Origin of the sequence: Enterobacter cloacae subsp. cloacae ATCC 13047 (assembly GCF_000025565.1) — a bacterium.
In the GTDB taxonomy this organism is placed as follows: Bacteria; Pseudomonadota; Gammaproteobacteria; order Enterobacterales; family Enterobacteriaceae; genus Enterobacter; species Enterobacter cloacae.
This window is the reverse complement of the sequence record NC_014121.1, coordinates 2,953,135-2,968,208: the sequence shown is the minus strand read 5'-3', so window position 1 is coordinate 2,968,208 and position 15,074 is coordinate 2,953,135. Positions and strand designations below refer to the sequence as shown.

At 55.3% G+C, this 15,074-nt stretch carries 14 protein-coding genes; 7 read left to right on the top strand and 7 right to left on the bottom strand.

The window, feature by feature from the left end; translation table 11 throughout:
- Positions 1–102: 102 nt before the first annotated feature.
- The 5 genes from glnQ to rhtA all read right to left on the bottom strand — a co-directional run bounded on the left by glnQ (position 103) and on the right by rhtA (position 4,370).
- Positions 103–825 (bottom strand): glutamine ABC transporter ATP-binding protein GlnQ, encoded by a 723-nt coding sequence (gene glnQ / locus ECL_RS14315; protein ID WP_013097465.1) that lies wholly within the window; start codon positions 823–825, stop codon positions 103–105.
- On the bottom strand, positions 822–1,481 hold the full coding sequence (gene glnP / locus ECL_RS14310; RefSeq protein ID WP_003858462.1) for a glutamine ABC transporter permease GlnP: 660 nt from the start codon (positions 1,479–1,481) through the stop codon (positions 822–824). The genes glnQ and glnP overlap by 4 nt, the downstream gene beginning before the upstream one ends.
- Before the next feature lie 93 nt (positions 1,482–1,574).
- Positions 1,575–2,318, bottom strand: a complete 744-nt coding sequence (gene glnH, locus ECL_RS14305; protein WP_013097464.1) for a glutamine ABC transporter substrate-binding protein GlnH — start codon at positions 2,316–2,318, stop codon at positions 1,575–1,577.
- A gap of 361 nt (positions 2,319–2,679) precedes the next feature.
- On the bottom strand, positions 2,680–3,183 hold the full coding sequence (dps, locus tag ECL_RS14300; protein WP_013097463.1) for a DNA starvation/stationary phase protection protein Dps: 504 nt from the start codon (positions 3,181–3,183) through the stop codon (positions 2,680–2,682).
- A gap of 299 nt (positions 3,184–3,482) precedes the next feature.
- A complete protein-coding gene (rhtA, locus tag ECL_RS14295) occupies positions 3,483–4,370 on the bottom strand; it encodes a threonine/homoserine exporter RhtA (protein ID WP_013097462.1) in 888 nt (295 codons plus the stop codon).
- 354 nt (positions 4,371–4,724) lie between these two features.
- Here rhtA and ompX point away from each other — a divergent pair, with 354 nt between their 5' ends.
- The gene (gene ompX, locus ECL_RS14290) at positions 4,725–5,243 is read left to right on the top strand and encodes an outer membrane protein OmpX (protein WP_013097460.1); all 519 of its coding nucleotides are present in this window, start codon (positions 4,725–4,727) and stop codon (positions 5,241–5,243) included.
- A gap of 527 nt (positions 5,244–5,770) precedes the next feature.
- On the opposite strand, the gene ECL_RS14285 is transcribed toward ompX, so the two are convergent.
- Both ECL_RS14285 and mntS read right to left on the bottom strand, forming a co-directional pair.
- Positions 5,771–7,354, bottom strand: coding sequence for a phosphoethanolamine transferase (locus tag ECL_RS14285; RefSeq protein WP_013097459.1), 1,584 nt, complete (start codon positions 7,352–7,354; stop codon positions 5,771–5,773).
- Between the two features lie 283 nt (positions 7,355–7,637).
- The gene (mntS, locus tag ECL_RS14280; protein ID WP_013097458.1) at positions 7,638–7,766 is read right to left on the bottom strand and encodes a manganase accumulation protein MntS; all 129 of its coding nucleotides are present in this window, start codon (positions 7,764–7,766) and stop codon (positions 7,638–7,640) included.
- Between the two features lie 183 nt (positions 7,767–7,949).
- Here mntS and mntR point away from each other — a divergent pair, with 183 nt between their 5' ends.
- The 6 genes from mntR (at position 7,950) to ECL_RS14250 (ending at position 14,963) form a co-directional block, all read left to right on the top strand.
- On the top strand, positions 7,950–8,423 hold the full coding sequence (gene mntR, locus ECL_RS14275) for a manganese-binding transcriptional regulator MntR (protein WP_013097457.1): 474 nt from the start codon (positions 7,950–7,952) through the stop codon (positions 8,421–8,423).
- Entirely contained in the window at positions 8,420–9,529 is a 1,110-nt protein-coding gene (locus ECL_RS14270; protein WP_013097456.1) for an anion transporter, read from the top strand. The genes mntR and ECL_RS14270 overlap by 4 nt, the downstream gene beginning before the upstream one ends.
- Positions 9,530–9,630: 101 nt before the next feature.
- Positions 9,631–10,725: an HlyD family secretion protein gene (locus ECL_RS14265; protein ID WP_013097455.1), complete on the top strand. Its 1,095-nt coding sequence runs from the start codon at positions 9,631–9,633 to the stop codon at positions 10,723–10,725.
- A complete protein-coding gene (locus tag ECL_RS14260; RefSeq protein ID WP_013097454.1) occupies positions 10,722–12,293 on the top strand; it encodes a DHA2 family efflux MFS transporter permease subunit in 1,572 nt (523 codons plus the stop codon). Before ECL_RS14265 ends, ECL_RS14260 begins: the two co-directional genes overlap by 4 nt.
- Positions 12,293–13,816 carry an efflux transporter outer membrane subunit gene (locus ECL_RS14255; protein WP_038984969.1) on the top strand — a complete coding sequence of 508 codons (1,524 nt, stop codon included), beginning with the start codon at positions 12,293–12,295 and terminating at the stop codon, positions 13,814–13,816. Before ECL_RS14260 ends, ECL_RS14255 begins: the two co-directional genes overlap by 1 nt.
- Before the next feature lie 106 nt (positions 13,817–13,922).
- Positions 13,923–14,963: an aldo/keto reductase gene (locus ECL_RS14250; RefSeq protein ID WP_013097452.1), complete on the top strand. Its 1,041-nt coding sequence runs from the start codon at positions 13,923–13,925 to the stop codon at positions 14,961–14,963.
- The last annotated feature ends 111 nt before the right edge of the window (positions 14,964–15,074 follow it).

Here is a 15,074-nt window from a genome sequence, read left to right as displayed (position 1 = left end):
AAATGATAAGTATAGAGGGCAGGGAGCGAAGGGCGTGTTTTGGGAACAATCTGGCGTAAAAAAGCCGGGCATGCCCGGCTTTGCATTTCAGAGGTCTGGTAATCAGGAGACGTGCTGCAGGAACTCCTGCAAACGCTGGCTTGGCGGGTTTGCAATCAGCGCCTGCGGGTTACCGTCTTCTGCGATACGGCCTTTATCAATGAAGATAAGGCGGGATGCCACTTTCTCAGCGAAGCCGATTTCGTGGGTCACGATCACCATCGTCATGCCTTCTTCGGCCAGATCCTGCATGACTTTCAGCACCTCGTGGCGCAGCTCCGGGTCGAGTGCGGAGGTTGGCTCATCAAACAGCATCATTTTCGGTTTAACCGCCAGCGCGCGGGCGATAGCCACACGCTGCTGTTGTCCACCGGAAAGTTCTGAAGGGTAGTGGTGAGCACGTTCTGCGAGGCCCACTTTCGCCAGCAGATCTTTAGCCAGCGCTTCCGCCGCCGCTTTGTTGGCACCGCGTACGCGCAGCGGGCCAAACATCACGTTTTCCAGCGCCGTCAGGTGCGGGAACAGGTAAAACTGCTGGAACACCATGCCCGCTTCCTGACGAATCAGACGGTCATCCACTTTCGGATCATTCACTTTCAGACCATCGACGATCAGATCGCCACTGGTGATCTCTTCCAGCTTATTGATGCAGCGCAGCAGCGTGGATTTACCGGAGCCAGAGGGCCCGATAATCACAACCACTTCACCCTGTTTGATGCTCAGATCGATATTGTGCAGCACCTGGGTTGGACCAAAGTGCTTGGATACGTTTTTAAATTCAATCACAGGATTTTCATCCTTCTTTCAAGACGACGCAGAACGAAGCTCAGAACCAGAGTGATAATCAGGTAGACAACGGCTACCGCACTCCAGATTTCCAGCGCACGGAAGTTGCCAGCAATGATCTCCTGGCCCTGGCGGGTCAGTTCAGCAACGCCAATAACGATGAACAGCGACGTGTCTTTGATACTGATGATCCACTGGTTGCCCAGCGGCGGCAGCATGCGGCGCAGCGCCAGAGGCAGAATTACGTGACGGATGGTTTCGCGACGCGAAAGACCTAACGCCAGACCCGCTTCACTGAAGCCTTTATGAATCGACAGCACCGCACCGCGCGTAATTTCCGCGATGTAGGCACCTGAGTTGATCATAATGGTCACGACGGCGGCGCTGAACGGGTCGATGCGCAGGTCGGTGAAGGCCATTGGCAGGGCGAAGTAGATGAACATGACCTGTACGACAATAGGCGTGCCGCGGATCACTTCGATGAAAACCAGTGCGATGTGGTTTGCAATCCAGCCACCGTAGGTGCGGGCGAAACCGGCGACAAGACCGATAATCAACCCGCCAACCAGACCGAGGACCGAAATCCACAGGGTCATTTTAGCGCCTTCAAGCAAGAGAGGAATGGCAGGCCAGATGGCGCTCCAGTCAAACTGCATGATGTATTCCTGTATACCGTGGTGAAAAACGAAAAACGTAGGCCCGGCAAGCATGAGCGTCACCGGGCGTTACAAACCTGAATTCAGGTAAAATTATTTAGGCTCGGTACCGAACCATTTTTTGTAGATTTCGTTATACGTGCCGTTCTCTTTCAGGGTTTTCAGCGCACCGTTAACTTTCGTACGCAGGTCGTCGCTGCCTTTCGGGAAGGCAATACCGTACTGCTGTGCTTCCAGAGACTCACCGACCGCTTTGAACTTACCGTTGCCTGCGGTTTTGATGAAATAGAGGATGTTAGGCGTATCGTGCAGAACCGCGTCAGCACGGTTGGTGCCAAGTTCCATATAGGCGTTATCGATGTTCGGGAACTGGCGCAGATCTTTGGTTTTGATGTTCGCTTTCGCGTAATCAACGGAGCCGGTGCCGCTCTTCACCGCCACCACTTTACCGTCGAGATCTTTCACGCTTTTAACGTCGTTATTGTCAGCTTTGACCATCACCAGCAGGCCGCTTTTGTAGTAGCCGTCAGAGAAGTCGATCGCTTTTTTACGCTCATCAGTAATGGTGATGCCTGCCAGGGCCAGGTCTACGTTTTTGGTTTGCAGTGCCGGGATGATACCGCTGAAGTCCATTGGCTTCAGGGTGTAATCCAGTTTGAGTTCTTTTGCGATTGCGGCCCACAGATCCACATCAAAACCAACGTATTTATCACCCTGTTTGAATTCAAACGGAACAAACGCCGTGTCGGTGGCTACAACCAGTTTATCGGCGGCCTGAGAAGAGACCGCAAAAGCCAGGGTAAGTGCAGCCAGTGAAACTTTTAATACAGACTTCATAGCATTTCCTTTTATATCCACGGGGCGATCCCCTGCGAGAACGACAGGCACAATGAAAAAATCGTGCCAACTTTACAAGCTGTTGTTTTGCAAAGGGGAGGATGTCATGCATTGCACAATAAGCGTGGCAATGATGTCTGATTGCACCAAGGTGGAGCACCGTTTTGGTGCGCGTCGTTTGGCTCAACTGACGGGGAGATATTTAGCGCAAATAATGATGAAAAAACAATCTTCCGTTAACGGTTGTGTGAGGTGATTATTACATTTCTTTCACGTTTGCAGCGTCTCAGTGGAAAAGTGTGCACCATAAATGTGCAAAACCCTCACCAGAGGCGAGGGTTTGATAGAAAATTCGTATGGATTATTCGATGTTAGATTCGATAAACCACAGGAATTGATCCAGGTCGCGAGACGCGGCGGTGAAGATATCCGCAGTATCTTCGTCTTTAGCCTGGCTAATTGCTTTACGCACGTCGTTAGCCACAATCGCATAACGGTCTGCCAGCTCTTTCAGGTGATCCTGAACGGTGTGAATATCCAGCGGATAGCTTTTCAGTGGCGTTTTGCTGTTAATCACCTGCGTGGTACCCAACGCCACACCGCCTAACTGCACGGCGCGTTCGGCCATGGTGTCCAGGTGGGTGACCAGTGCTGTGCGGAAGCCATCCAGCATTTCATGAACGGCAATAAAGTTTGCACCGCGCATATTCCAGTGGGCCTGTTTGGTGATCAGCGAAAGATCGATGAACTGGATCACCTGGCGATTCAGCAACTCAATCGTTGCTTTTTTGTCGCTGTCCGATACATCGTTACGGGTATAAAGCAGATTAGACGCTTTCGTTTTCACCAGTTTAGCGGTACTCATAATCTCATATCCTCTTGATGTTTATGTCCCAGGTAATTACGGAACTAAGTATAGCACCGGATTTTTTCCCTGCGGTTTGGCTGTGCCTATTGGTTTAATAGCAAGAAGGGAGTTGAATTATTAACTGGTTGAACCATATGGTATTTTTTAAAATTGACACAGATCAATCTTAATTCTCTATTTCCCATTAAGGGCGAGAGAAATATGACTTTTCGATGACGAAGAATGTAAGAAATTATAAATAATACAGAACTGGCCTTTATTCTGCATGGCACCGAGGCCATGCAGAATATACGGTATTAGCGGATGTCCACTTTCTCAACTTTTGGCTCAGGGCGCATGGTGAGCGTTGACCCCATCGACGCCGCAATAATGGAGCACAGCGCCAGCGTCTGGGTAAAGGTGAGGGTTTCCCCAAGGAATACCATACCGGAGATGGCGGCCAGTGCAGGCTCCATGCTCATCAGGGTACCGAAGATGCGCGTCGGCAGCCGCGTGAGGGCAATCATCTCCAGTGAATAAGGCAGAGCCGTTGAGAGGATGGCGACAGCAAAACCCACCGGCATTACTGACCACTGCCAGATAGAGTCCGTCGCCTGAGCCATACCCAGCGGAACAAAGATGATGGCGGCAATGAGCGAGCCCAGCGCCACGGTCGCCGGGCCGTGCTCTTCGCCGGCGCGCTGACCCGTGAGGATATACACTGCCCAGCAGGCTCCGGCGCCCAGAGCCAGCGCGGCACCCGTCAGGTCGATTTCAGAGACGCTCTGGCCAAGCGGCAAGAGGAACCACAACCCCAGAACGGCTAACACCACCCAGATAAAATCGACAGGCCGTCGGGAGGAGAAAAGGGCCACCGCCAGCGGGCCGGTAAATTCCAGCGCGACGGCAATCCCCAGCGGAATGGTCTGGATAGAGAGATAGAACATATAATTCATGGCCCCCAGCGCCAGCCCGTAGAAAAGCAGCGGGAGGCGCTGCTCTTTTTTGACGCGCAACCGCCAGGGTTTAAAAATGACCACGAGGATCAGGGTACCCAAAGCGATACGCAGGGCAGTCACCCCCGGTGCGCCTACCAGTGGAAAGAGCGATTTCGCGAGGGACGCGCCACTCTGTATAGACAGCATCGCAATCAGAATTACAGCAACCGGCATCCAGACCGATGACGTGCGGGATATCCCTGGCATCCTTTCTCCTGTCAATTTTTGTCAAATAGGGTAAAAGCCGCAGTGTAATTGAAATATGGCGCAACGGTTGAGCTACTGTTGAAAAAAAACCAGGGAAAATCCGTAAAATGGATAAGCGTTGCTGGTTTTATCGCCTGTCAGATTAGGAATAATCTGGATGAATGTAACGGCGTTGACGCGCAGTATGAGTATTTAGCAACAGAAATCCTTTGTGATTTGAACAAGATAACTGATTCTGGAAACGTTCTGTTACAGGAAAGGTCCCGTTAGACATCACGAATCACAAAGAGTTTCGCAAATTTTTTTGATATATTTAAAACTTACGGATTTACTTGAAGCACATTTGAGGTGGTTATGAAAAAAATTGCATGTCTTTCAGCACTGGCCGCTGTACTGGCTGTTTCCGCAGGTACCGCTGTAGCTGCTACTTCCACTGTTACCGGTGGTTACGCTCAGAGCGATATGCAGGGCGTAATGAACAAAGCTAACGGTTTCAACCTGAAGTATCGTTACGAGCAGGATAACAACCCACTGGGCGTGATCGGTTCTTTCACCTACACCGAGAAAGATCGTTCTGAAAACGGCGCATACAACAAAGGCCAGTACTACGGCATCACCGCTGGTCCAGCTTACCGTATCAACGACTGGGCAAGCATCTACGGTGTTGTAGGTGTTGGCTACGGTAAATTCCAGCAGACCGAAAACCAGGGTCTGAACCGCACTGCAAGCAACAGCGACTACGGCTTCTCCTATGGCGCGGGTCTGCAGTTCAACCCAATCGAAGACGTTGCTCTGGACTTCTCCTATGAGCAGAGCCGTATCCGCAACGTTGACGTTGGCACCTGGATCGCGGGCGTAGGTTACCGCTTCTAATCACTTCGGTGAGCCAGTAAAAAATCCGCCCATGTGGCGGATTTTTTTTAACCTTTTTCCCTCTCCCTGTGGGCTGAGGGTTCCTCAGTCATTCACAAACAGAAGCAATAACGCAGCCTTCAGAATGACTGCGGGCATTCAGCGATGCCCTGGTCCGGCTGTAAATCGCTGAGGCGTTTCCTGCAGGCCGGGGCGAGGCGCAGGGATGCGCCGAGAGGGCGGCTTTACAGGGACGTTACATCCGCCCGTCCCCGATAAGCCGGAAGGAATAAGCCGAAGGTACCGCGAAGCGGCGATTTACCGCCGGGAGCCCGGGTTGCCAGGGTGGTGGCGATTGAGCCACCCTGGCACGTTCACGGGTCATATCGTTACAGAGTAGCAAGGAACATAAAGTGAACGGAATGACCACCAGAGCTGTATGTTCCCCCTCACCCCAGCCCTCTCCCCTAAGAGGAGAGGGGGCCGTCCGTAGACGCTTTTTGTATGGGGATCCCTCTTCCGTGGGTGAGGGTACCAGATCGCACAGCTTACTTACTCTTTATATCGAAAATATCCGTACCCAAATGGTTATAGTCAACTTTCTGTAACTTGAAGTTGGTAACGTACACTGGGGGAGCTTTCTTGTTTGAGATAAACGGGTAAGCATTTTTGATCTGCTCTGCTGAAATCCCCGTCCACTGCGAGAAGAACGTCAGGAAATCATTGGCCGAGCGGCGCGCGGTGATAATACGATGCTTCTTGTCATCACTCGACAGCACCATAAACGGTACCTGGAAGTTCTGCTGGAATTTATCGTCGTGCGCCAGATACTGCACCTCTTTACCGCGCTCTTTAAACGCCAGCCCGTGATCCGAGAAATAAACCATCGAGAAACTCTCACCCGTATTACGTAGCTGATCGTACAGCTTGCTGAGCAGTTCGTCGGTTTGCGTCATGGTGTACAGATAGCAAGACGTCTCTTTGGATTGCACAAACTCGGCGTATTTCCCCTGCGTGCGGTCGCAGGCCTGAGGGTGTGAACCCATCAGGTGCAGGACGATCAGTTGTGGCTGCGTGCGCTGCGTGGCAAAAACCTGCGCCGTCATCTTGAGCAATGCTTCGTCTTTGGTATTTTTATCGGCTTCAAAATCCCCGTTTTTCAGGAACTGCACTTCATCGGCACGCTTCGCGATGCTGGCAATGGCGGTATCGTATTCGCCAATTTGCCCCTGATTAGAGAACCACCACGTCTGAAAACCGGCACGGTTTGCCAGCGTGACAAAGTTATCCTGATACTGTGGTTTGCCGTCGACAACGCGGTTCAGGGTCAGGCCGAGCGATTTCTGCGTCGAGCCGCTGGCCGCAATATAATCGGTAAACAGGGTACCGTTGACGGAGCTGGCGAACGGCGTGTTATCCCAGTGTCCGCCGAACGCGCCCATCGCATCGCGGCGTGCGCTTTCGCCGATGACGACCACATAGGTATGGTACTTCGGCTTCACCGCCAGCACGTTCCAGGTGTCTTTCATATTGGAGAGCTCAGCCATTCGCGCCTGCTCGTCGAGAACTTCCTGGTTATTGACGACAACGTCTTTTACAAAGCGGAACACCGGGTAGCCGGTATCCTTCAGCTTGAACACGCCGCCCCAGGCCAGGTTTTGCACGGGGGTGACAAAGAAGGTCACTACGCTGAATGCCAGGCACAGCGTCTCTATTTTTCCCCACGCTTTTTTCTCTTCGGGTTTACGACGCACCGCTATAACGCCAAGCGCAAAAATAAAGAGGCCGACCACGTAGCTGTACCACGGGAAGATCGTCAGGATCTCGGTCGACTCTTCCATGTTGGTCGAGTGCAGCGCCAGCAGGGTATTAAAGTTTGGCGAACCGTAAGCCTGACCAAACGGGAAATAGAGCGCTGCAATCAGGGAGCAGATGCCCACTAACGTTTTTTGCGCGCGCGGCGCGGTACGCCACAGCAAATGCAGAATGCAGGTAAATGCAACGGCATACAGCAGGCTGAAGGGGTAACCCAGCGCAAAGTTAATCAGCAAGGATTGTAAAAAGTAGAATGCCGTCCACGGACTTAAGGCCCGACTGCGGGTAACAACGGTGTCTATCAGGGTTAAATTCATAGGTCACTATCATGCATAAAAACGCCATGTGCTCACCCTGGCGTCAAGGGTCATAACCTGCCTGACAGTGCGTGGAGAGGGAATGAGGGTCCGCTTCAGCGAGCCGCAAATTGTGCAGGGCTGCAAGAAGATAGTGCGAGCGCTAAATAATATCAACCGTTGCTAAGCAGATGTTTTGCGAAGAGGATTGCAAATCCGTAAAAAAAACCGGGAATAGGGCGGCCGGAGGCCAGTTTACAGCGGGAATATGACGGCAAAATGAAGCGGCGTACCGCAACGCCGCTTAGTGAGAAGGTTTGTCGTCCTGATGCGGCTTGTTGTTAAACATATCGCACAGCATGTTCAACAGCATTAAGCGCACCCTGAAGGGGGAGTGAGTAAACACGGTCATACACCTCTTGAATTCGTTCATAAGACCTCCTGATTTTTGATCCCTTCGATCCGTGAAGGGTGACTGCATTACATACAGATATAGCACAGGCTATATTGTATAGCTATGGCTATTTCGTTAATTTTTTGTGCTTGTAGAGGTATGGTTTACAATGTGCGCTCTCGATACCGGGCGCTGGAAGCGTCACCCCACTGAGGAAGTACAATGAACCGTCGCGCAGGTAAGCCAACAATCAGAAAAACGACGCAACTGGTGAATGTGGAAGAGCACGTCGAAGGTTTTCGTCAGGTGCGTGAAGCCCACCGACGTGAACTGATTGATGATTATGTTGAGCTGATTTCCGATCTGATTCGCGAGGTCGGGGAAGCACGTCAGGTTGATATGGCGGCCAGGCTGGGGGTTTCGCAGCCAACCGTTGCGAAGATGTTAAAACGTCTGGCCTCCGTCGGCTTAATCGAAATGATCCCGTGGCGCGGCGTCTTTCTGACGCCGGAAGGGGAGAAGCTGGCGCAGGAGAGCCGCGAGCGCCACCAGCTGGTGGAGAACTTCTTGCTGGTGCTGGGTGTAAGCCCGGAAATTGCCCGTCGGGATGCGGAAGGAATGGAACACCACGTCAGCGAAGAGACGCTGGTGAAGTTTCGTGAGTTTACGCTTAAATATGGTTCCTCCGCTGAATGAAAATCCCTGGACTGCAGGCCCTCACGCGCGATCGCTTCTTTCATCTCTTATTGATTATTGGTGCAGGTTTAAGCCTTTTTGTACCGTTTGCGCCCAAGGCCTGGCCTGCGGCGATTGACTGGCGCACCATTATTACCCTGAGCGGGTTAATGATGCTCACCAAAGGGGTGGAGCTGAGCGGCTACTTCGACGTGCTGGGGCGCAAAATGGTGCGCCGGTTTGCCACCGAACGCAGGCTGTCGTTGTTTATGGTGTTCTCCGCCGCGGTGCTGTCGACCTTTCTCACCAACGATGTAGCACTGTTTATCATCGTGCCGCTGACGCTCACCCTGCGTAAACTTTGCGAGATCCCGGTGAGCCGGCTGATCATCTTTGAAGCGCTGGCCGTCAACGCGGGCTCGCTGTTAACCCCTATTGGCAACCCGCAAAACATTCTGCTCTGGGGACGTTCAGGGTTATCGTTCGCCGCCTTTACCTGGCAGATGGCGCCGCTGGCGCTGGTGATGATGGCGTCGCTGCTGGCGGTCTGCTGGTTTGCCTTCCCGGATAAAAAACTGCAATACCACAGCGGCACAACCGGCCCGCAGTGGCAGCCTCGTCTGGTCTGGAGCTGCCTGGGGCTGTATATCGTCTTTCTGTTTGCGCTGGAGCTGCGGTATGAACTGGCGGGCGTGCTGCTCGTGGCGGCTGGTTTTGTCGTGCTGGCGCGACGCGTGCTGGTGAGCGTGGACTGGACGTTGCTGCTGGTCTTTATGGTGATGTTCATCGACGTGCATCTGCTTATCCAGCTCCCGGTGCTGCAACACGTGCTGCACAGCGTCAGCGGTCTGTCGCAACCGGGGCTGTGGCTGACGGCGATTGGCCTCTCGCAGGTCATCAGCAACGTGCCTTCTACCATTTTACTGCTCAACTACGTTCCGCCGGACTCGCTTCTGGCCTGGGCGGTTAACATCGGCGGGTTTGGTCTGCTGCCCGGCTCGCTGGCCAACCTGATTGCCCTGCGGATGGCGAACGATCGCCGCATCTGGTGGCGTTTCCATCTCTGGTCGATCCCCATGCTGCTCTGGGCTGCGGCGATCGGTTTCGGATTATTCCTTCTCATATAGTGCGCAATTTGTCAGTTTTTCCTGGCAAACGTATAGCAACGTCCTAGTTTTAGTGAACGGCATAGTGTGATGCCGCTCACTGACAGGACCGTTGCTGAACTATGGCTGAAGATCAAAACACCCCTGCTGACGAGCAGGACAAAAACAATAATGAGCGTAAGCGTCCGGGCAAAAAACCGTTAATTATCCTCGGCATTGTCGTGGTGGTGATGGTCATCGTGGCGCTGGTCTGGTGGTTTTTAACCCGTAACGAAGAGACAACTGACGACGCCTTTACCGACGGCGATGTGGTGACGATTGCCCCTAAAACGGCGGGTTATGTCACGGCGCTACATGTGCGTGATAACCAGCGCGTGAAAAAGGACGATCTGCTGGTGGTTATCGATCCGCGTGATACCACCGCCCAGCGCGATCAGGCTCAGGCCCAGCTTGGCCTGGCTATTGCGCAGCTGCATCAGGCCCAGGCACAGCTGGCGCTCTCGAAAGTGCAATACCCCGCCCAGCGCGACGAAGCCAAAGCGCAGGTGCTGAAAGCGCAGGCAGACCTCGCCAACGCGCAGGCGGAGTATCGCCGCCAGCGCGGGGTCGATCCGCGTGCCACCACCCAACAAAGCATTGATTCCGCCAACGCCCAGCTGCGTAGTGCACAGGCCGCTCTGGCAAGCGCGCAGGCCCAGCTGGAAGTGGCGGAGCAGGTACAGCTGCAAATCCGCCAGCAGGAGACCAACGTCGAAGCGCGTGAGCGCCAGGTCGATCAGGCTAAAGCGCAGCTGGAAACCGCTAACCTCAACCTCTCTTACACCGAAGTTCGCGCCCCGTTCGACGGGTTTGTCACTAAGCGTAACGTGCAGCCGGGTACGCTGGTGCAGGCGGGCACGGCGCTGTTCTCGCTGGTCTCACCCAACGTCTGGGTGGTGGCCAACTTTAAAGAGTCTCAGCTTGAGCGCATGAAGCCAGGCGATAAGGTGGAGGTTTCCGTCGATGCCTGGCCAGATATGGCGCTTGAAGGCCATGTCGACAGTATCCAGCAGGGCAGCGGCTCGCGTTTCTCGGCGTTCCCGTCGGAAAACGCCACCGGCAACTTTGTTAAAATTGTCCAGCGCGTGCCGGTGAAAATTGTGATTGATAAAGGGCTGGATCCGAACAAACCGCTGCCGCTGGGGCTGTCGGTAGAACCGAAGGTCACCGTGGAATGACGGATCACAGCCACGACAACTGGAAGCCCGCCAGCAATCCGTGGGCGGTGGCGATTGTCGTTACGCTGGCGGTGTTTATGGAGATCCTCGACACCACCATCGTCAACGTGGCGCTGCCGCACGTGGCGGGCTCGCTCTCGTCCAGCTATGACGAGTCCACCTGGGTATTAACCAGCTACCTGGTGGCTAACGGCATCGTCCTGCCCATCTCGGCGTTTCTCAGCCGGGTGTTTGGCCGCAAGCAGTTCTTCCTGATTTGCATCGTGATGTTCACCGTCTGCTCGTTCCTGTGCGGGATCGCGACCGAGCTGTGGCAAATCATCTTGTTCCGTGTGATGCAGGGCTTTTTTGGCGGCGGCCTGCAGCCCACGCAGCAGTCGGTGCTGCTTGACTACTTTAAACCGGAAGACAGGGGTAAAGCGTTTGGTCTCTCCTCCATCGCCATTATCGTTGCGCCGGTACTCGGCCCGACGCTCGGGGGCTGGATCACTGACAACTACTCCTGGCGCTGGGTGTTTTTTATCAACATCCCGGTGGGGATAGTGACGGTGCTGGCGATCTACCAGCTGCTGGAAGATCCACCCTGGGAGAGCAAAGCTAAAGAGAGGCTGACTATCGACTGGACGGGGATCGGCCTGATCGCGCTTGGCCTCGGCTGTCTGCAGGTGATGCTCGACCGGGGCGAGGATGATGACTGGTTCTACTCGAACTTTATTCGCACCTTTGCGGTGTTAACGCTGGTCGGCATCATTGGCGCCATTTACTGGCTGATGTATGCCAAAAAACCGGTTGTTGATCTGCACTGCATGAAGGACCGCAACTTTACCATCTCCAGCCTGCTGATGGCGGGGATGGCGATGATCCTTTACGGCAGCTCGGTGGTGATCCCGCAGCTGGCGCAGCAGGATCTGGGCTATACCGCCACCTGGTCCGGGCTGGTGCTGTCGCCCGGCGCAGTATTGATTGTATTGACCATCCCGCTGGTCCTGAAGCTGATGCCGGTGGTGCAGACGCGCTGGATCATCGCCTTTGGCTTTACCTGTCTGGCTGTGTCGTTCTTCTGGTCGCGCACGCTCACCCCGGATATTGACTTCGAAACGCTGGTGCTGTTCCGCAGCGCCCAGTCGATTGGGCTGGGGTTCCTGTTTGTCCCGTTGACCACCATTGCGTTTATTTCTATCCCGAGGCGGCTGAACGCGGATGCCGCAGCGCTGTTCACCATGTTCCGTAACGTTGCGGGCTCGATTGGCATATCGCTTTCCACGGCGGCCATCACCGAGCGCTCGCAGGCCCACAGCGCGCACCTTGCGTACCACGCCTCGCCGTTTAACGAGCAGTTCCAGCAGGCGATCCGCGAAAGCGCGCAGGCGATCCAGAACTTTACCACTCAGGTCGGCGACCCGACCGGCATTGCCACCGGGCGCATGTACCAGACCATGATTGAGCAGTCGCGCTTCCTGGCCTATATCGACGTATTCACCATTCTGAGCGTGGTGGCGCTGGTCCTGATTCCGTTTTGTTTGTTGCTCTCGCCGGTTAAGAGCGAGGGGAGTGCAGGAGCACATTGATGATACACAGACGTTTACACCCCCTGATGATAATGATGCTGCTGGCAGGTTGCGCCGTGGGGCCGGATTACCAGCCGCCTGCACCGCCTGCCGTCACGCACTGGAACGATAAAGGTGACAGCACGGTGAAATCACAAACCACCTCCGCTGCGACTAACCCGCGCTGGTGGAAAACGTTCGGCTCGCCGCAGCTCGACAGTCTGATTGAACGCGCCATTGCCGGGAATTTGTCCCTGCAACAAACGGTGCTGCGCATCGCTGGCGCGCGCGAACAGATTAACCAGGCGGGCGGGGCGTTTTATCCGTCGGTCAACGGCAATCTGCAGGCGACGCGCCAGCAGCTCGGCCTGGAAGGTGAGTTGAAGTCTCATGGGGTCTACGACCAGCTTGATAACGTCGATCCGGAACTCAGGGGGGCGTTAGGACCGCTGACGCAGCCGATCAACCTCTATCAGGGCAGTTTCGACGCCCAGTGGGAGATTGACCTCTGGGGTAAAGTTCGCCGTCAGGTTGAAGCTGCTGAAGCGCAGCAGAAAGCCGCTATTGAGCAGCGTAACGACGCGCTGGTCTCCCTTGAAGCCGAAGTGGCGCGCGCCTGGCTCCAGCTGCGCGGGGCGCAGAGCATTATTGCCACGCTGAACACCCAGATTAAAAGTGCGCAGCAAACGCTGGATCTGACCGAAAGTCGCCAGCGGGGCGGGCTGTCTCCGCAGATGGACGTAGAAAATGCGCGGGCGCAACTGGGCAACCTTGAAGCACAACTGCCGCAATATCAGGCGCAGGAGCGGCAGGCGATGAACGGCCTGGCGATCCTGCTCGGCAAGCCGCCGGGGGCGTTGGATGCGGAACTGCAGTCCGCCCAGCCGATGCCTGCGCTGCCGGATATCGTGCAAACGGGTATTCCATCCACGCTGGCGCGGCGTCGTCCGGACGTGCGAGAAGCGGAAGCGAATCTCCATGCCGCCACAGCGCAAATTGGCGTGTCGGTGGCCGAGCTGTTCCCGAGCTTTACCCTGTCCGGACAGTTTGGCCTGCGCAACAGCGAATCCAACTGGCTCACCGACTGGAGCAGCCACTTCTACAGTTTTGGTCCGCAGGTCTCCATTCCCATCTTCCAGGGCGGAAGACTGGTCTCCAGCGTGAAAGTGGCGCGTGCGCAACAGGGGGCGGCGGTGCTGGATTATCGCCAGACGGTACTGACCGCGCTGGGGGATGTTGAGAATGCGCTGGTGAGTTACCGCACCGATCAGCAGCGTGAAGCGGGTCTGGCGAAGACCATCGATGCGCTGCAAAACGCCTTCGACCTGGCCAGCGATAGCTACCGGCAGGGGATTGCCAGCTTTATCGACGTGCTCGACGCCCAACGTCAGCTCGCGCAGGCCGAGCAGCAACGTGCCCAGGCGCAGGTGCAAAGCGCGCTCGATCTGGTGGCGCTCTATAAGGCGCTTGGCGGCGGCTGGGAGCCCTATCAGCAGGTGCAGTTACCGGATTACGCCGTCTTTGGCGATGCCCCGCGCGGATAATATTCAGAGGATTGGGCAAGAAACGGACAGGAACGCCACATTCGCGTTGGCCAGGGCGCGGGTATAACTATCAGGCACCCATCAAACGACATGTGAGGACTATCTTATGCGTTATCAAAAACTGGGCAATACCGGTCTGTTTGTTTCTGAACTGTGCCTTGGCACCATGACCTTCGGCGGTGAAGGTGGCATGTGGGGCAAGATTGGCCAGCTGCAGCAAAGTGAAGCCGAGCAGCTGGTGGGCCGTGCGCTGGATGCCGGGATCAACTTCATCGACACCGCGAACGTCTATTCCGAAGGCCGCTCGGAGGAGATCACCGGCCAGGCACTCAAGAACCTGAAAATTCCGCGCGAAAACGTGGTGGTTGCCACCAAAGTGTTTGGCGAAACGGGCACGGCGGGGGTGAACTCACGCGGCAGCTCACGCTATCACATTATCAGCAGCGTGAAAGAGAGCCTGCGCCGTATGCAGCTCGACCATATCGATCTCTACCAGCTTCACGGTTTCGACCCCGCAACGCCGATGGAAGAGATGCTTTATGCCCTGGATAACCTGGTGCAGCACGGCCACGTGCGCTACATCGGTGTCTCTAACTGGGCCGCGTGGCAGATCGCCAAAGCGCTGGGCATTTCCGAGCGACTGGGTCTGGCCCGTTTCGCGTCGCTGCAGGCCTATTACACCATCGCCGGGCGTGATCTGGAGCGCGAACTGGTACCAATGATGCAGAGCGAAGGCGTCGGGCTGATGGTCTGGAGCCCGCTGGCGGGTGGCCTGCTGAGCGGGAAATATGGCCGCGACGGGCAGAGTGAAACCGGTGGCCGTCGTCTGGAGTTTGACTTCCCGCCGGTGGAAAAAGAGCGCGCCTTCGACTGTGTGGATGTGATGCGCACTATCGCCGAAAGCAAAGGTGTCTCCGTCGCGCAAATCGCCCTGGCGTGGCTGCTGCATCAGAAGGTGGTGACCAGCGTCATTATTGGTGCCAAACGCGTCGATCAACTGGATGACAACATCGCCGCAACGGGGATCCGTTTAAGTGAAGACGAGCTGAAACAGCTTGATGCCGTCAGCGCACTGCCGCGCGAATATCCGGGCTGGATGCTGGAGCGGCAGGGGGAATATCGTCGTAATCAGCTCGCACAGCAATAACCCTCCTTTCCCCGGTGGCGCACCGCTCACCGGGGCTTTTTTTCCCGCTCTGCTCACAAAATTCGATCCTCCTCTTTGATCGCTTTTACATCTTCGCCTATATGACTAGTC